This window comes from Phyllobacterium endophyticum, assembly GCF_003010935.1.
In the GTDB taxonomy this organism is placed as follows: Bacteria; Pseudomonadota; Alphaproteobacteria; order Rhizobiales; family Rhizobiaceae; genus Phyllobacterium; species Phyllobacterium endophyticum.
Window position 1 is genome coordinate 873524 of record NZ_PGGN01000001.1, and the last position, 17241, is coordinate 890764.

Below are 17241 nucleotides of genomic sequence, written 5' to 3' on the forward strand. Positions count from 1 at the left end.
CGTGCGGGCAGGTGAGTCCGGACTTATACAGCCGAAGTGGTCAAGATTCAGGCGGGCGCCGCACAGATAACAGGAAAAACCTGCGGCTGCTACACGTCGTGCTTTCGACACGACCTAGGGATTGTCAAAAACCAATGACTGGTGTGCGCCTACGCCGGCCAGCGCGCCTTCACCGGCCGCTAGCGCCACCGAACCGGAGGATCGCGCCACGTCACCGCACGCAAATACACCTGGAACCGTCGTCTCCTTGGACGCATCCGTGCGCAAATAGGGACCGAGCGCGTCATCTTCGATGGCACAGCCGAGCTGTTCGGCAAGGGTGCTCGCCATGCGTGTACGGGTCAAGGTAAAGAGCCCCGCGAGCGCAATGACGCGACCGTCGCAAAGCACCACATCTGCACGTTCGCCTGTGATCTCGCGAACGGGTTCGCGCTCGATGGTCACGCCGCGCTGGCGGAGCTGGTCCTCTTGTCTCTCGTCAGGCTCGAACGTCTTGTTCAGAAAAAGCGTGGTGTCGCCCCAATCGGGAAGCATGAGCGCCTGGTGCATCGATTCTGGCGAGACGGCGAGAACACCGATGCGCCCGTCGAGCTCATATCCATGGCAGTAGGGACAGTGGAAAACCGACCTGCCCCAGCGCGGCGGGATGCCGGGAACATCGGGTAACTCGTCGACGACGCCGGTTGCAAGGATCAGCCTTCGTGCATGATAGGTCTCGCCGCTGTCGTCGGTGATGGAAAAGCCGTTGGCGCTCTTTTCGGCGAGGATGGCCCGGCCGTCGATCCATTCGACAGACGGATATGCCATCAATTGTTCGCGTGCCTCTCGAGCAATCGCGCCGGGCGACCTTCCATCGCGTCCGAGGAAGCCATGCGATGTTTCGGCCGTCCGGTTGCGGGGCCTCGAAGCATCGATCACCAGCACCCGGCGACGAGCCCGTGCAAGTTGCAAGGCGGCGGAGAGGCCCGCATAACTGCCCCCGATGATGATCGCGTCCTGCAGCATGCCTTCCGCCGCTCCTGTGTCCTACCCGGGCGACAGCCTGCAGCCGGACCCGGTCGGCGTCAAACCCGAGGAATTCTTGTTCGTTCCCGCTTGCGTAATTTTTGTTATGGTAAATAGTCGACTATAGACAGTATCGGATTCTCCTCCCCATCCAGGAACAGGCCATTGAGCATACGGATCGACCCGAACCTGAGAGTTCTTCTGATCGGTGGCTCATCCAATGTCGGGAAATCGGCGGTTGCAGCCGCACTTGCGGAACAGCTGGGCTGGCGCTGTGTCTCGACCGATAGCCTGGCAAGGCATCCGGGCCGGCCGTGGCGTCAGTCGAACAAGAAAGTTCCAACCCACGTCGCCGACCATTATCTGATCCTCAAGGCCAATGAACTCCTGGAATCGATAATCCTGCATCACCGGAAGATGTCGCCGATCGTTGCCGAACTCGTCAAGTCGACCGTGAGCGACACCAGTCTGCCGAAGCTGGTCCTGGAGGGATCGGCGCTCTGGCCATTCATCACCAGCGGCCCTCAACAGAAGGAGGTTGCGGCGATCTGGCTGACCGCAAGCGCGGATACGCTTCGCGCGCGCATCTACGAGAATAGCGGCTTCGCCAACGCCAATGAACAAAATCGCGCCATGATCTCGAGGTTCCTCGAACGAACGCTGTTGTTCGATCGCAAGACCGCCGAACTCGTGAACGGGCATGGCTGCAGGGTTATCGATGTCGACGCATATGAATCGGCGGAAGAACTTACCGGAGACATAATGGAGCATCTGAAGATGCGACCGAAACGTTGAACCCTGGCCTGGGGTCACGCGGCGCTGCGACCGGATGGCGCTTCAAAACACGCCGGTGATCTGGCATAACGTGATGTCGCAGTGCCGTGCCTTTGCGCTCTTCGCGGCTACCATCTGGAATGATCATGACTGACGAAACCTTGACGAAGCCAACGCAATCGCAGGCTGCAAAAATCGAGCAGACGTTCGGGACCGACGGTATTGCGCCCATGGCGCGACCGAGCAGAACCACCCGCTTTTTCATGGCGATCGTTGCCTGGGCCGAGAAGCTCAACCTCAAATATGCGAAATTCGGCAATCCCCCTGTCTATGACAACGCGACGTTCCCGTGGACACGCGAGATAGAGAAGGCCTGGCCCGAGATTCGCACTGAACTCGATCGGGTACTGCTGCGGAAAAACGAACTCCCCGCATTCCAGGACATTTCAACGGATGTGAGGACGATATCCACCGACAGACAATGGAAGACGTTTTTCCTGATCGGCTTCGGGGTCAAGTCCAAGCAGAATATTCAAGCTTGCCCGAAGACCTGGCAAGCGGTGCAGAAGATTCCGCATCTGAAGACGGCCATGTTCTCGATCTTCGAGCCGGGCAAGCATTTGCCGGCCCACCGGGGTCCGTATAACGGCGTATTGCGCCTGCATCTCGGTCTGATCGTTCCGGAACCCGGCGAAAAGCTCGCTATCCGGGTCAAGGACCAGATCTGTCATTGGGAAGAGGGCAAGGTACTGATTTTCGATGACGCCTACGAGCACGAAGCGTGGAATCATACGGACAAGACACGCGTCGTCCTCTTCGTCGACTTCGTCAAGCCGCTGAAATACCCCGCCCGTTTCGTGAACTGGGCGCTGATGAACCTGGCGTTTTTCACGCCGTTCATCCAGGAAGGCCTCGGCAACCACAAGGAATGGGAAAAGCGCTTCTATGCCGAAGCCGAGACCCTGCGAAACCGGCCCGACGCCTGAGTTCCGGTGCTTGTCCTGCTTACGAGCTAGGATCGTTCCATATCGATTTTTACCTTGACCACGTCTCCGGGTAGCAGTGTGGTGCCTTCCTCTGCCGACACTTCCTCTGTTTTGCCTTTGGAGGTGCGGACAATACTGTACTGCATGGCGACGTCCGAATTGTTGGTCTGGCCTGCCGCAGCTGGGGCATTGACCAAGGCTTCCGTCATCAGGTTCTTGTTCATCTGAAGCTTGAGATTGCTCTCGTCGAGTGCGGCCTGGGTCGCCTGGATTTCGTTGGCAAGTTCGGCCTTGCGCTCGTTTTGCAGGTCGGTCTCATTCTGGGTCGACTTGTTGATTTCCTGCTTGGCCCGCAAGGAGGCGGTGTCAAGATCGAGAAGCTTGCCTTCCATGTCGGCAACCGACGTCTGCAGACCCATCACGCGCGAATTCACGACGAGGCCCTGATCCGCCAGCCCGCCAATGCTTTTCAGTTCCTTGCGCGTCAGGTCCATCTGGCGGTTCTGGACGTCCATTTTCTTCTCAAGTGAACTGATTTCGTTCGTATAGAGCGTCTTCAGCTCATTGAGACCATTCAATTGAAGGTCCAGCGCGCTCTTCCGCGACTGCATGATGGCGACTTCATCGGCAATCAGGCGCTTGGCCTCGGATTTCTGAATGAGATCGTCGGGAACCTTGATTTCCTGCGCGTTGGCGAGTTCGGCCTGCAACCTTGCAAGCTTCACCACAAGGCGGTCATGCTGGGCGACGATGACGTCGTAATCGCCTCGTGCGTTGAAATAGTCCCTTTCAAAGCGCTGGCCCGCAGAACGCGGCATGCCGCCGGCAAGACTGACAGCCTTTAGCACGGTCATTTCCGGCTCAAAGGCGTATTTCCCGGGTGTCTGTACATCTCCAGAAACAAATATCGGGCGAAACTCGGAGATTTCGACAGATGCTTCCGGCAGATCGACCAATCCCAGTTTCTGCCTCAGGTTCTTGGCTATTTCCTTGGCAATGTCCGAAGTGGTCTTCCCGCCGGCCTCTATTTCCCCGGCAAAGGGCAGGGACAGCGTGCCCGATGGTCCTACCCTGTAATCCCCGGTGATCGTCGGCCACTCGCGGAAAGTGCCTTCCGCGGTTTGCCACTCGACAACCCGCACGGTGACCTTGTCCATGGGGCCAAGCTCGTAATCCGCGGCGCGGGCGGCGGGCGCATACATCAGCGCCAGAAGCAGCAAGCAGCCGCCGAGAACCCGGAACGCGAGAGCGAACCTGTCCTGCACGGCAAAACAAACATCGGATGGGGAAATCGGGATCATTTCCTGCAATTACTCCTGTAAAATCTAATCGAGATCCGGTTGGCGGCGGCGTTCTTCTCTCCGCAGGGGGATCGGCCAAGCCTCGCCTGCAGGATGCGTGCAGCATCTACCCCGGAGGAAGCGACCCGAAAATGACCACCTATCCTGCCGAAAGCACCAATTTTCACGCAATGCTTGTCGAAAACAAGGCATCGTCACTGGTAAATGGCAGCCGCTGCATATCCCGCCCCAGGTACGGAACGCGACGGGAAGTTCTGCGGAGTACTCGAAGAGTAGCACAAAAATGGTGCACTGCAACAGAAGGTGCGTCCCAAAACCGTTGCGAACGGGCCACTAACCCCGTTATTTGGCGCTCAGCCGCCAATTCTCACGTGCATTCGGACAAAAAGCGTGCAATCGTGAATTCAATACCGCTGGTCCTTCGCAAGTCGAGTGTGAATAAGCCCATTCATTTGGCTAAATATAGATGATTGTATAGTCCGCTTGGCGGCCGGGCAGATTGTATCGGTTCACGCTATTGTGTGATTTTCCCGATGCCACGCAGCATCCCGTGTTTTTTTTGGCCGGGATTGTTCTCGGAACCGTATCTGAACGTAAAACAATTCTTTGTAAGCGTTGTTTCCTGTATTCGACCGGCGCAATACTCCAGAGAGCCCGAATTTCCCTTGAAACCGGTGGTTACAAACAAGAAAAATTGTTATACAGGAACGATAACCGGCCGAAATCGTTTAATATAACCTCTACAGGTTTCTTAAGATTGGGTTGGCAACCATAAGAGAGTATTCATGTGCGTCTGTTAACGTGCGTGAAGGGGAGGATAAAAATGAAAAAAAGCCCACTTTCCGCTTTTCTCCGGACAAGGAACAGGAGCTGAGCAATATGAGATTCCCAAACTTTTTAGTTGGAATGTTTGGCGTTCTCATCGCATTCGGGATCGCTACTTACCTGATGACCGGATCGTTTTGGGCTACGATTGCCCAGACGCTGGCTTGCGCCGTCGTCATCCAGGTGGGTTATTTCGTCGCGGTCCTATTCCTTGTGGCACGCGAGAAACCGAAACCCTCCGAGAGAAAGCAGTCCGGGCAGATTGATGCCGGCGTTGCAAATACGCAGCCGCCGTTCAAATCCATCACACCGACTGAAACGCACTAACCGGCAAAAAGCCCTGTATCTTTCTGCCTCTTGCGGGGAGGCGAAATAATTGTATCTTCCCCCTGACCAACCGCGGTTGATCCAGCATTGCCTCGCAATCGGAATCTCCCGCAGAAAAATCAACCCGCATGCGGGGTTCGGTCGTGCAGCGTCGGATCGAGGGCTGCATGGTCGCACAACTTGAGGCAGGGGCAATTACCGATAATTGGGACAATAGCGTCTGCGTGATCATCGCTGCGAAAAATGCAGCCGATACAATCGCAACCGCCATATCATCCGCCTTGAACGATGCGTACGTCAAGGAAGTGATCGTCGTGGACGACGGATCGACGGACGGAACCGCCAAAACAGCCGAAGAGACGGATGACGGGAGCGGGCGCCTGCGCGTCATTCGTTTCGAGGTGAACAAGGGACCCTCCTTTGCGCGCAACCACGCCATCTCATGCTCCTCCGCAGCTTTGATCAGCATTCTCGATGCCGACGACTTCTTTCTCCCGGGGCGTTTTTCTGAGCTTCTGGCGACACAGGACTGGGATTTGGCGGCCGACAACATCGCTTTCATCGATCAGCGTTGGATCAGCAGCCTCGACACACTTTCAATTCGCAGGTTTTCGCCGGAACGATGGTTTCTCGATCTGCCGACATTCGTCGAGCGCAACATTTCGAGGCCCAACAAGCAGCGGGGAGAACTCGGGTTTCTGAAGCCTGTCATGCGGCGGGAGTTTCTTGACCGCCATGATCTGCGTTACAGCGAGAAATTGCGGCTCGGCGAAGACTACGATCTCTACGCGCGCGCGCTGGCACTCGATGCGCGGTTCCAGGTCATCAACAATTGCGGCTATGGCGCCGTGGTGCGGGCGGATTCGCTGAGCGGCAGGCACCGGACCGAAGATTTGAAGCAACTCGCCGATGCCGACAGGTTACTGCTGGAAAGCGGGCTTCTGGCGGGAAGATCGAAGCAGGCTGTTCTGGAGCACGAGCGCCACATGCGTGGCAAGTATCACCACCGCCAGTTTCTGGATCTCAAATCACAAAAGGGGCTTGTTTCAGCGGGATTTTATGGCTTGGCCAATCCATCTGCAATCGTTCCCATCATAGGGGGTGTCCTCAGGGACAAGCTCGACGGCTTCACCAGATCTTCTGGAAAGAATGAGGTGCCCACCGGGGATTTGCCCGCTCCGCGTTATCTTTTCCCCGACGCGGCAAGATAGAGCCGGCAAGCCCCGCACTCATACTTTATGCTTATGGTGCATTGCACCAAAAGGATCGATGGACTAAGCTTGCCGCAAAAATCAGAGACATCCGGGGAGGATTGCGAGTGGACGCGGGCGGCTGAATATTTGCAGCCGGACGAACAGAGGACGCAGACATGACTGACTTGCAGACGAACAAGTCTCAGACCCCAAGTCTGGAAGCTATTGCGCGAACTGGCGGTTCACTTCAGCGGATTGCAGCGCGCCTTCCAACCTACTGGGTGGATATCAAGGAAAACCCCGCCTGGCTGCCGATGTTTCTGCTTGCACGCACCATGCCGGCGCGCAAGGCCCATTGGCTTGGCGCCCGCGCTGTCAAACGAAGCGCGAATGCAGCGCCCAGCATGTTTTCCGGGATTGACGCCACGTCCGTCGCCGACAATCTGCGCAAGTCGGGTTTGTTTTCCGGCCTGGTTCTCCCGGATGCAATCCATCGGGAAATTGCGGATTTTGCATGCAAAACCCCGTGCTTCGGCAATTTCGACCGGCGGCTCGAGTTTCTACCCGGAGAACACGCCGAGGCCGAGAAGAAGTTCAATCGCTCGATTCTGAGCGGACATTATTTCGAGCGGGTTCTCGAGTGCGAAGCTGCCGTCGCCGTGCAACGCGATCCGCTACTGGCTGATATCGCCGCCGATTATCTTGGCGGCCAGGCGAAATTGATCACAACGCGCATCTGGTGGAGCTTTCCGACCAAGGCGGCCTCTGCGGCGGACAAGCACCTCGCTTCGCAGGACAAGTTCCATTTCGATCTCGACGATTGGCGGATGTTGAAATTCTTTTTCTATCTCACACCGGTAGATGAAGAATCGGGCCCGCATGTATATGTCGAGGGGAGCCATATGCGGCGGCTTCTCAAGCACCAACTGACGCTTCTCGTCGGGCACCCGGCTGATGAGGTTCTTGGTGCCTATGGCGCCGGCAACGCAGTGACACTGACGGGGGGTGCCGGGCTCGGATTCGTCGAGGACCCATTCGGATTCCATATGGGCACAGTAGCAAAACGTTCGCCGCGTCTGATGATGGAGGTGGGCTTTGGTGTCTCGCGTCCATCCCGCCGGCGGTTTCACGGAGAGCCGGTTGTTCGCTGACGACCCAGCTACAGTCGCAGTCAAAGGCTCCGCAACGGAATAGAGTTTCATGAAAATCATCGTCGAGAATACTGTCTGCCTGAACACGGGCGACGCAGCGATCCTGCTTGCCATCAGGCATATATTGCGAACCGTCTGGGGCGAAGATCTGCAGTTTCAGGTGTTCGACAGTCAACCGGAAGTCGCCGCCAGGCTCTATCCTCCGAGCGAATATCCGGATCTCGAATTTCACAAACTCCTGTCTGAGTCCGTCTTCAAGTACAACTACGATCAAAATGTCCTCAAGAACGCGATCAAGCCGCTCTATAACAGGATCGTGCTGCGTGCGTTGCGCAAGTTCGCCAGGGGCGGGCAACCCGCAAAGGCGCTGTTCAGCGAAACGGATCGCCGTTCGCTCGCGATCTACCGCGACGCCGACCTGGTGATCACGACGGGCGGCACATATCTCGTCGAAAACTACAATCTCGAAAGGCGTCTGAACCAGTTCCGCATAGATGCGATCCTCGGCAAGGATCCTGTGTTCTTCACGCAATCGCTGGGACCATTCGACAAGGAATATAATCGCCGGGAACTGAAGCCGGTTTTCGACCGCAGCCCTCTGATCCTGCTGCGCGACGCCCGGTCCAAAGAGCATATAAGCGATCTCGTGGCAGATTCGGGCAAATGTCACGTGGTGGCGGATGCCGTGTTCGCACTCGCCGATACAGACCGGATAGCTGGAATTCTGGCGTCGAACGGGGCACCCGTGACCGGCCGCGTTGCCATTTCTGTCCGGCACTGGAACTACGTCAAGGGCGGCGGCAACGGCATGGACCGCTATCTCGATGCGATCCGCAATATCGTCACCATCCTCGTCAGGGAACAGGGAAAAGAGGTAACCTTCCTTTCAACCTGCCAGGGCGTGCCGGAATATGCCCATGATGATTCCAAGGCGGCCAAGGCGATCGTTGCGGGGCTCGATCCCGAGATCGCAGCGCATGTCAGCGTCGACGCCGCCTTCCATACGCCGGAGCAGTTGATGGCGGCGGTCAAGGGGTTTGACTTCGTTGTCGCCACGCGCATGCACATGATGATCATGTCCCTATGCGTTGGCACTCCCGTGCTTCCCATCGCCTACGAGTTCAAGACCAAGGAAGTCGCCAAGCGCACCGGCGTCTCGGACGTCCTCTTGGACATCGATACCGTGACGGCGGAAGAAGCCGGCGAGAAATTGAAAAGCTTCACGCAGAATCTGGACCACTATCGCAGGACCGCGCTTCAGGGCGTTCTCGACGAGCACGCCTCGGCGATGTCAGCGACAGGGCTCCTCCGGCCGCTGCTCGATGCACCCTCAGCGGATATTGCCGGTGACCTTGGCAAGGGCGCCGAACAGGGCTTGGCGCGAGCGGGGAAGCAGCAGCATGAGGGCGAGCGCGATCGCATAATTTAGCACCAGTGCCAGGATGACTGAGCGCAGGTCGGCCCCCGTGGTCAATGACAGGGGAAGCGAAAAGTACGCGCCCCAGGCAAGGAGCGCTGAAACAATGAAAAGGCCCTGCACCAGAAGCACATCCATGGCGGTCACCGGGCCGATACGATGCACCAGCACGGCAAGGACCGGAACGCGCAGGATATAGCCGCTGATCGCATAGGCGGCGGCGACGCCGACAGCACCCCATTGCAGACCGACGACGAACGAGACGACTGTCGTGACCGAAGAATAGATGCCCCAACGGAACATGGTTTTCGTTCTGTCCTGGCAGATGAAGATCCAGCCCGTGGTGCTCGATATGGGCTGGATGAGCCCGGCGATGCCGAGCCAGGCGAAGATCGGGGCTACGGGCAGCCAGCGCTCGCCGAAGAGGATGCCGACGACCTGCGTCGAGGTCAGTGTCAGCGCAGCGATCGCCGGTACCGTGACTGCCGCAAGCACCCAGTTGGTCTGCATGTAGATATCGCGAAAACGCTTCTTGTCGTCCTGGATGCGGCTCAAGAGCGGGATCATGAGGCGCGTCAGCGGCTGGTTGATGTTCTGCAACGGAAACAGGAGAAGCTTGTAGGCGCGGTCGTAATAACCAAGCTCGATTGCGCCCGAGAACTTGCCGATCAGGATATTGTCGAGGTTGCGCGAGAAGAAATTGACAAGATTGAAACCTGTCAGATTGGCGCCGAAGGACATGATATCACGGTCGATCCGGAGCACCGGCTTGTCCGGCCTGAACCGGGCTACCCGCCAGGCCGCGAGCAAGCCAACGACGGCCGAAGCTGCGGGACCGAGTACCAGCGACCAATAGCCCATGCCGGCATAGGCGGCAAAGGCTGCCGTACCAAACCCCGCAATGGCAGTGACTACGTCGTTGATCGCAAGCTGGCCGAACTGGAGGTGCCGGTTCATCAGGCTGAGCGGCATTGCCGCCAGACTTCCAAGAAGGAGCGGCAGACCGGCGCCGATCGTGATGCCGACCATGCGCCCGTCGCCGTAATAGGCGGCGACGGCAGGAGCGAGAGCAATGACGATCATCGTGGTGACAAGGCCTGCGGCAGCGCTCATCCAGAATACCTGGTTCAGCTGGCGCTGGGTGATTTCCTTGCGCTGGACCACCGCCTGCTGCAGACCGAGATTCTGGAACAGTGCAACGAAGGCAACAATCGGGCTGACGGAGGCGACGAGACCGAAATCCTCAGGGACGAGAAGACGCGCGAGGACAACGACCGAGAGGAACTGGACGCCGATCTTTATGGCCTGCGCTATGACCGTCAACAGCCCGCCGCGAAGGGCTATCCGGCCAAACTGGAGCGGCTCGGCGCTCACGCTTTTGACTTTTCGTTGGCCAGGCGCGCGATCATTTGCGCGAACTCGCCATTCAAGACGTCGGCGTTGAATTCCGACTCGACCTTTTTTCGTGCTGCCAGGGCGATGTGCTCACATGCGGCGGGATTTTCCGCGATCCAGGAAAGCTTGGCGGCGAGGGAAGGAGGATCTTTCTCCGGTACGAGAATGCCTGTCTTCTGATCCTCGACCAGTTCGGGAATGCCGGAGTGATAGGTGCTGACTGCAATCAGCCCGGCTGCCATCGCCTCCATAAGCGAAACAGGAATACCTTCGACGTCGCCGTCAACGGCTGTCACGCTTGGCAGGATGAACACGTGGGCCTGGCGCAAGCGCTGCTTGACCTCGCTGTGTGGACGCGGACCGAGGAACGTCACCTTGTCTGCAATCCCGAGATCCTTTGCCAATTGCTTCAGCGCATCCTGCAATTCGCCGCCGCCTATGATCGTGTAGGACCAGTCGAGGCGGGGGGACGAAGCCGCAAGCTCTCCGAGAGCCCGCAAGGCAAACTCGATGCCCTTCTTCTCGGTCAAACGGCACACGGAAATGAACTCCAGGGTGCCGTGCTGCCAGGAGCGCCAGGAATATTCGATCTCCGCGAGCCGTACGCCCATGTGATGCACCACGACTTTTTCCGCCGATGCACCAGCCTTCACGAGAGCGGTCCTGAAATAGTCATTTACCGTCAGTTGCAGCGCTCCCTGCTTGAAGAGCACGTCATACTGCCACAGGGAATTGTCCTGCATGGGACGGCCGACGTCTCGGCCATGAAAGATGGTAACGAGAGGAGCGGCGAGGTGCCTCCGCTTCAACACACGGGCAACGCGCAATCCATTGTTGCCGAAATGCGCGATGATGACATCGAAATTCCGGAGCTTCCTTGCAAAGAGGATATCGAAGGCAGTCGAAACCTTGTCCCAAAGTATCGCCGGCAGCTTCCGCAGCAAAGGCCGAAACACCGCGAGACTGCCCCACCACTGGACCGCGATGCCGGAAAGCGCCTGCGAGCTGGTTGCACTCCCGACATTCTCATTAAGTGCATTCCGGTTGCAGATGACGCAAACTTCGAAGCCCCGCTCCACAAAACCGTTTACCTGATCCAGAATGAACGTTTCGGACAATGAGGGAAACGTGTCCACGACGAAACCAACTCTCATTATTGGGTATTCTTTCAATGTATTCTTCAGGAAACACCGAGCAGTATCACGCTACCTGTCTGGCATTATGCCCGGCTGCCTCGCCAAGCACGCCGAGGAAGGTTGAGAACTGGATCTTCGGGTCCATCTGCGGCCGTTCAGAAAACTTCCTGGCGGCGGCCGACAGCCGATCATATTCGCCCTTGTCACTCCAAAGCTTGCGGATTGCACCGACCCATTCATCCAGGGGAGCGTCGTAGTCCAGAATGAGACCACCCGCGCCAATCGCCTCGGGCAACCCGCCTCGGCGCGATCCGACGACCGGGATTCCGCTGCAATGGGCCTCGGAGGCGACGCGCCCCCATGCTTCTTCCCATTTGCTCGGTGCGAGCAGGATCTTGGTGCGGCCATAGACGGTTTTCATGTCGCTGGTGCGGTTCTCGAGCCGGATATTCTTATAGGGCGCGATGGTCTCTTCGATGCTGGCGCGATGATCGTCGGCAAGTTTCCAGCTTTCAACGAACAGGAACGGAATATCGGGACATTGACCGGCAATGCGAACGGCGAGTTCGAACCCCTTTTCCTTATAGGGGTTGATGAATGTCACATATTCGCCGCTCGTCGGTGTACCGTACAATACCGGATCGATCGTCGGTGGGATCACGGTAGAATCGATGCCGAACTTTTCCTTGTAGGTTCTGGCGGTGAAATCCGAATTCGCGATATAGAGAGCCGTCTTCAACTCGCGCAGGTCGCCGGCGAGTTCGTGGAATTCCACGTTCCTGAGATAGATGACGAGGGGTACGCCCTCGGCTTCCAGGGCTTTGCCGATGGGCACGGATTTGTGGCACTGTACCACGGCGACATCCGGCTTGAGGCGGTCCACTGCGAAGGCGGCTGCCTCCCACGGAAACCACGCCCTGACGACCGGATATCCTGGAAAATTGTCAACGGCCGCGCGTTGGCCCATGATTTTCATCTTGGCGCGCGCTTTCAGCCCGAACATTCCCTGACCGAACAAGGCAGCCAACACGGCAGCTTCATGGCCTTGGCTGCGCAATTGCTCCACCAGATGGTGCGTGCTGGATTGAACGCCGCCGCTGAACTGAGGATAGTATCCGTTACCGCCCGCAAAAAGAACATTCATCGCGTGGCTCCTTGTTATCCGGTTTCACCGGAGTATGACTCTACGCCGCCTGCCTGCCAATACTGTGATATTCCAGACCGTGGCGGGCAATGACTTTCGGATCATAAAGGTTCCGTCCGTCGAAAATGACTGGTGTCGTCAAGGCATCCCTCATCAGATCGAAAGATGGTGCCCGGAAGCTCTTCCATTCTGTCACGATCAGCAGCGCGTCGGCTGCGCGCAGGGCCGCCTCCTTCGTTCCGCAAAGAAGCAGATCGTCGCGCTGGCCATAGATGCTCTGGCATTCCTGCATGGCCTCCGGATCGAAGGCTTGCACGCTGGCTCCGGCCTTCCAGAGCGCCTCCATCAGCGTACGGGAAGGCGCCTCGCGCATGTCGTCGGTATTCGGTTTGAACGCCAGACCCCAAAGGGCAAAGACCTTGCCCTTCAGATCGCCCTTGAAATAGCGGTGAACCTTGTCGAACAGGATCGACTTCTGCGCATTGTTGCGCTCGTCCACGGCCTTCAACATCTTGGCGTCGAAACTGATGCTTTCCGCGGTCTGGATCATCGCGCGGATATCCTTCGGGAAACACGAGCCTCCATAACCTATTCCCGGATAGATGAAGTCATAGCCGATGCGCGGGTCGCTGCCGATGCCCTTACGAACTTCCTCGATGTCGGCGCCAAGCCGCTCCGCCAATCCGGACATTTCGTTCATGAAACTGATCTTGGTCGCGAGCAGGCAGTTGGCCGCGTATTTGGTGAATTCGGCGCTGCGCACATCCATGACGATCATCTTTTCACGGTTGCGGCTGAACGGCGCGTATAGTTCGCGCATCAGGGCTTCGGTTGCCTCGCTATTGGTACCGACGATGATGCGGTCGGGTTTCATGCAGTCGACGACGGCCGAACCTTCCTTGAGGAACTCCGGATTGGAAACAACGTCGAACTCGAGGTCTTCGCGTCCGCGCTGCCTGAGCACATCGGCAATGCGGGTTCTGATCTTGTCGCAGGTGCCGACCGGCACTGTCGACTTGCTGACGATGATCTTGGGCTCGTCCATTTCGCGCCCGATCGATTGGGAGACGGCCAGCACGTATTGCAGATCGGCCGATCCATCCTCGGTCGGCGGGGTACCGACAGCGCTCATGAGAATCTGCCCATGTTTAACCGCGGCCGCGGTGTCGGTGGTGAACTTCAACCGGCCCGCTGCATGATTTTCGCGAACAAGACTCTCAAGCCCTGGTTCGTAGATCGGAATCAGACCCTGGTTGAGGCGGTCTACCCGACCCGCATCGATATCGACGCAAAGCACATCGTGCCCGACCTCGGCCAGTACGGCGGCCTGGACGAGACCGACATAGCCAATTCCGAAAACAGTCAAATTCATAGGGTGATTCCTGTACAAGACAGCGGATCACGTGGGGATCCGCGCACTAAAACGCTTTTGTGCCCCGTCAAGGGCACCGAACCGACCGCCACAAACACGTGTTGAGGCGATTCATGGAGATATCAGTAGCTGCCCCTGGCCATGCAGACGGCGGGTACGGTCTTGATGATGATGTGCAGATCGAGCTTCAGCGACCAGTTCTCGACATATTGCCGGTCGAACGCCACGCGGCTGTCGTAGGATATGTCGTTGCGTCCGCTGATCTGCCACAGGCCGGTCAGGCCGGGACGTGACCTGAGATAGAATATGGCGGAGTTGCCGTAATTCTCCAGTTCATCCCTTACGACAGGGCGCGGGCCGACGAGGCTCATGTGGCCCTGGAGGATATTGATGATCTGCGGCAGCTCATCGAGGCTCAACTTCCTGAGCACAGCGCCGACACGCGTGACACGGGGATCGTCCTTGAGCTTGCGCGTGGCTTCCCATTCGGCCCTTGCGTCGGGGTTTGCCGCAAAATAGCTGGCCAGCACAGCGTCTCCGTCCTCAACCATGGTGCGGAACTTGAGGCATTGGAAAACCGTGCCGCCACGGCCTATCCGGCGATGGCCGTAAAAGACCGACCCGCCGCTGGACAAGCGAACGAGCAGTGCGATGAGCAGGAAGAGCGGGCTGAGGGCGATGAGTGCCGCCAACGCGCCGAAAATGTCGAACCCGCGCTTCAGGATCCCTCCTAAAGCGGGGTCAAAGTCTGTATCGATATGGGGAAAGCTAAGTTCGGTCGATTTGACTGAATCGCTCATGGCACAACTCCGGTCCGTACTGAATGGCTGATGCGACGATATCAAAAAGAGGGTCTAGCGATATCTGAAACGAGGCTAATACTAAAGTTGCATCAAAAATATGGTGCATCGCAACACAAAAAATTACAGCCAGTGAAATACTTGGTGATGGCTATAAATTGCCCACAGTTTGCCCAATTTTTGACCTTTTCCACTGTAGTATGCTCTGGTTATTCAGTTGAAACTTCGTCGACTACTATATCCCATGGGTAGATCTTCCGGGAGTTAGCCGATATAGCATCGCTGGCCGCCAATCAGGCCGCTTTCACGGCCTTCCAGCGCCACCCAGAGCCAGAAATACAGTCAAAAAATGCAACTCCTCACAACCCGGGGATGTGGCGCTTTGTTGCGCTGCAATAGGGAAGCCGATGCACAAAGAAGCAGCTTCGCGAGCGTGAGGATCGGTCGCGGGAACCGTAGCCCATTGGAATTAGACAGGTGCGATCACGAAATTGTTACGCCTCTAAACGGGCTGTGTTCATGATTCGCACGGTCGCTCGCTGCGGGATCGCCAGCAGTCCGGCCGAATAATACAGCAGAAACGACCCGATCGTGTAGGGCTGGATGAAGTCGATCTCGAAGAACGAGCGAATCAGCAGCAGAAGCGCGATGCCGAACATGAGGTGCCCCTGAGGCGTATATTCCTCAACCAGCAGCCGTCGCAGGAAGCCCACCACCACACCGCCGATAAGCAGGGCAATCATCACAACGCCGATATAGCCGAGTTCAACGAGCACCTCGATATAGGTGTTGTGAAAGTGGAACCCGGTGCGTGCCGTGATGTAGAATTCGTCCCAAAGCCGTTCCGCCTCGGAAAATCCCTGCACCCAGTAAGCCTGATAACCGATGCCCATGAGTGGTGCCTGCTGCGAGGCCCTGAACCCCTCCTGCCACAGGTAAGTCCGCCCGGTAAGCGTCGAATTCTTGCCGAAGGCGCCGAGAATGAGATCAATGGCGCCGGCGTTGATAGCGACTGCCACCAGCAGCAATGCCACACCGACGCCGACTATAAAGAAGGAACGGCGGTGCTTCGGCGAGAATTTGAGCACGACGGCTATGGTGATCGTACCCGCCAGGATCGCGATGGTCGCGATGACGGAGGTCGCGGAACTCGAGGCAAGCAGGCAATAGGCAGACAGAAGGCCGCACAGGAGTGCGATGCAACGCCATATGATGCCCGTTTGCAGGACAAAGAAGCTTGCAAATGCGAAATAGACGCCGAGTGATGCGAAAAAACCCAGCTGGTTCTTGGAGGAGAATGCACCCACGAAACTATAGGAGCCGTCGAGCGCATCGTAGTGGAACTCGCCGAACAGGAGCGAGTAGAGCAGCACCAGCGCCACACCCGCAGTGACGCCGCCAGCAAAGGTTCGCGCATCAATGATGCGCGACGCGATGAGCGCGCAGATGATCGTCGTTACATATTGGACGCCGGCGCGAAGGGTGACAGGCGGGGCCGCCGACCACACGAAAGACATGCAGGCGAAAATGGCAAACGGCAAGACCCAGTAGAAACGTGCGTAATTGCCGATCACCTTCCGGTAGTCCACCATGATGAGAGGCAACCACAGGCCATAGAAAACCAGAATGGACAGAAACCCGAAGATCGTGGAATAGGCGAAGACGAACACAGACAGGGCAACGGCAAATGTACCGTACCAGAAATTGATGCCTGGCTGGACCAGCAGGGATTTTGCAATTCTCATCGTGTCAGTGTCCGTAGGAGAGCAATGTGTTTTTCTCTGGAACAGATTTCCTTTTGTTGTCCGAGCGCCGAGAACTTGCAACACAAGCAAGGATTGTAAAACTAAAAAAGCTGAAGCTGCGGCACCCTGTCCGGGCTGTCGAATCAATGCCCATGCGTTTGGTGACTTGACAGGATTGCAACCGCAACAAACCATTGCGTAACGGTTTGAAGACCGTCGTGGTTTGAATGATCGTGTGGAAATGAGGTGAGAGATGGCGCTTTTCGGCTTCCGGACAAGAAATCCCGAGAGAGATCGTCTGTCGGACGCCACGCGTTTCCAGAGTATCAAGCGGGCAATCAGGGACGTCGTCCTTGAGACGGAGCGCGAGCGCGACGGCTTTCGCCGCCGATATGACGATGCTTCGGCCACCGCCGCCTTCACGTTCGAAAACATGGAGAACGAGGGCGAGACGGAAAAGGCCTCGGCGCAGGTCGAGGATCTTACGCAGTCGCTCGCGAGGTTTTCAAAGCGCATCGAATTCCTCGAAAAGCAGGTGACGTTCATGCGGGAAATGGACGAGGCCATCACCAATTTTGAAAACATCAATGGCATCGGTCAGATGGATCGAAAATCCGATTGAGGAGTTATGAGGCAGCGGGCGAATGCGACCTTAAAAAGGCATGGCCGT

At 57.3% G+C, this 17241-nt stretch carries 15 protein-coding genes; 7 read left to right on the top strand and 8 right to left on the bottom strand.

Features of this window, described 5'->3' with window-relative positions; all coding sequences use genetic code 11:
• Positions 1-114 precede the first annotated feature (114 nt).
• Complete coding sequence (locus CU100_RS04120; protein ID WP_106715240.1) at positions 115-1005, bottom strand: NAD(P)/FAD-dependent oxidoreductase; 891 nt, start codon at positions 1003-1005, stop codon at positions 115-117.
• 165 nt (positions 1006-1170) lie between these two features.
• Between CU100_RS04120 and CU100_RS04125 the strand changes: the two genes are divergently transcribed.
• Complete coding sequence (locus CU100_RS04125; RefSeq protein ID WP_106715241.1) at positions 1171-1800, top strand: 2-phosphoglycerate kinase; 630 nt, start codon at positions 1171-1173, stop codon at positions 1798-1800.
• A 125-nt stretch (positions 1801-1925) separates the two neighbouring features.
• Complete coding sequence (locus CU100_RS04130; RefSeq protein ID WP_106715242.1) at positions 1926-2765, top strand: aspartyl/asparaginyl beta-hydroxylase domain-containing protein; 840 nt, start codon at positions 1926-1928, stop codon at positions 2763-2765.
• A gap of 26 nt (positions 2766-2791) precedes the next feature.
• On the opposite strand, the gene CU100_RS04135 is transcribed toward CU100_RS04130, so the two are convergent.
• Complete coding sequence (locus tag CU100_RS04135; RefSeq protein ID WP_106715243.1) at positions 2792-4066, bottom strand: polysaccharide biosynthesis/export family protein; 1275 nt, start codon at positions 4064-4066, stop codon at positions 2792-2794.
• Positions 4067-4828: 762 nt separating this feature from the next.
• Between CU100_RS04135 and CU100_RS27455 the strand changes: the two genes are divergently transcribed.
• The 4 genes from CU100_RS27455 to CU100_RS04155 all read left to right on the top strand — a co-directional run bounded on the left by CU100_RS27455 (position 4829) and on the right by CU100_RS04155 (position 8991).
• Positions 4829-5218: an exopolysaccharide production repressor protein gene (locus CU100_RS27455; protein ID WP_280951576.1), complete on the top strand. Its 390-nt coding sequence runs from the start codon at positions 4829-4831 to the stop codon at positions 5216-5218.
• A 167-nt stretch (positions 5219-5385) separates the two neighbouring features.
• Positions 5386-6429 carry a glycosyltransferase family 2 protein gene (locus CU100_RS04145; protein ID WP_106715997.1) on the top strand — a complete coding sequence of 348 codons (1044 nt, stop codon included), beginning with the start codon at positions 5386-5388 and terminating at the stop codon, positions 6427-6429.
• Positions 6430-6587: 158 nt separating this feature from the next.
• On the top strand, positions 6588-7562 hold the full coding sequence (locus tag CU100_RS04150; protein WP_106715244.1) for a hypothetical protein: 975 nt from the start codon (positions 6588-6590) through the stop codon (positions 7560-7562).
• Between the two features lie 49 nt (positions 7563-7611).
• Complete coding sequence (locus tag CU100_RS04155) at positions 7612-8991, top strand: polysaccharide pyruvyl transferase family protein (protein ID WP_106715245.1); 1380 nt, start codon at positions 7612-7614, stop codon at positions 8989-8991.
• Here the strand turns inward: CU100_RS04155 and CU100_RS04160 are convergent.
• From CU100_RS04160 to CU100_RS04185, 6 genes are all read right to left on the bottom strand, one after another.
• On the bottom strand, positions 8893-10353 hold the full coding sequence (locus CU100_RS04160) for a lipopolysaccharide biosynthesis protein (protein WP_106715246.1): 1461 nt from the start codon (positions 10351-10353) through the stop codon (positions 8893-8895). The two genes, CU100_RS04155 and CU100_RS04160, sit on opposite strands and share 99 nt — an antisense overlap.
• Entirely contained in the window at positions 10350-11528 is a 1179-nt protein-coding gene (locus CU100_RS04165; protein ID WP_106715247.1) for a glycosyltransferase, read from the bottom strand. Before CU100_RS04165 ends, CU100_RS04160 begins: the two co-directional genes overlap by 4 nt.
• A gap of 46 nt (positions 11529-11574) precedes the next feature.
• Positions 11575-12654 (bottom strand): glycosyltransferase, encoded by a 1080-nt coding sequence (locus CU100_RS04170; protein WP_106715248.1) that lies wholly within the window; start codon positions 12652-12654, stop codon positions 11575-11577.
• A gap of 40 nt (positions 12655-12694) precedes the next feature.
• Positions 12695-14026 carry a UDP-glucose dehydrogenase family protein gene (locus CU100_RS04175; RefSeq protein WP_106715249.1) on the bottom strand — a complete coding sequence of 444 codons (1332 nt, stop codon included), beginning with the start codon at positions 14024-14026 and terminating at the stop codon, positions 12695-12697.
• 122 nt (positions 14027-14148) lie between these two features.
• Positions 14149-14826 carry a sugar transferase gene (locus CU100_RS04180; RefSeq protein WP_106715250.1) on the bottom strand — a complete coding sequence of 226 codons (678 nt, stop codon included), beginning with the start codon at positions 14824-14826 and terminating at the stop codon, positions 14149-14151.
• Positions 14827-15320: 494 nt separating this feature from the next.
• Entirely contained in the window at positions 15321-16571 is a 1251-nt protein-coding gene (locus tag CU100_RS04185; protein WP_106715251.1) for an O-antigen ligase family protein, read from the bottom strand.
• 253 nt (positions 16572-16824) lie between these two features.
• On the opposite strand from CU100_RS04185, the gene CU100_RS04190 reads away from it, so the two are divergent.
• On the top strand, positions 16825-17193 hold the full coding sequence (locus CU100_RS04190) for a hypothetical protein (protein ID WP_106715252.1): 369 nt from the start codon (positions 16825-16827) through the stop codon (positions 17191-17193).
• Positions 17194-17241 lie beyond the last annotated feature (48 nt).

What these genes read in the sequence shown, in the direction of transcription:
- CU100_RS04120 (WP_106715240.1), bottom strand. Translation starts at nt 1,005, where the DNA reads ATGCTGCAGGACGCGATCATCATCGGGGGCAGTTATGCGGGCCTCTCC.
- CU100_RS04130 (WP_106715242.1), top strand. Translation starts at nt 1,926, where the DNA reads ATGACTGACGAAACCTTGACGAAGCCAACGCAATCGCAGGCTGCAAAA.
- CU100_RS04135 (WP_106715243.1), bottom strand. Translation starts at nt 4,066, where the DNA reads ATGATCCCGATTTCCCCATCCGATGTTTGTTTTGCCGTGCAGGACAGG.
- CU100_RS04145 (WP_106715997.1), top strand. Translation starts at nt 5,386, where the DNA reads ATGGTCGCACAACTTGAGGCAGGGGCAATTACCGATAATTGGGACAAT.
- CU100_RS04150 (WP_106715244.1), top strand. Translation starts at nt 6,588, where the DNA reads ATGACTGACTTGCAGACGAACAAGTCTCAGACCCCAAGTCTGGAAGCT.
- CU100_RS04155 (WP_106715245.1), top strand. Translation starts at nt 7,612, where the DNA reads ATGAAAATCATCGTCGAGAATACTGTCTGCCTGAACACGGGCGACGCA.
- CU100_RS04165 (WP_106715247.1), bottom strand. Translation starts at nt 11,528, where the DNA reads ATGAGAGTTGGTTTCGTCGTGGACACGTTTCCCTCATTGTCCGAAACG.
- CU100_RS04170 (WP_106715248.1), bottom strand. Translation starts at nt 12,654, where the DNA reads ATGAATGTTCTTTTTGCGGGCGGTAACGGATACTATCCTCAGTTCAGC.
- CU100_RS04175 (WP_106715249.1), bottom strand. Translation starts at nt 14,026, where the DNA reads ATGAATTTGACTGTTTTCGGAATTGGCTATGTCGGTCTCGTCCAGGCC.
- CU100_RS04180 (WP_106715250.1), bottom strand. Translation starts at nt 14,826, where the DNA reads ATGAGCGATTCAGTCAAATCGACCGAACTTAGCTTTCCCCATATCGAT.
- CU100_RS04185 (WP_106715251.1), bottom strand. Translation starts at nt 16,571, where the DNA reads ATGAGAATTGCAAAATCCCTGCTGGTCCAGCCAGGCATCAATTTCTGG.
- CU100_RS04190 (WP_106715252.1), top strand. Translation starts at nt 16,825, where the DNA reads ATGGCGCTTTTCGGCTTCCGGACAAGAAATCCCGAGAGAGATCGTCTG.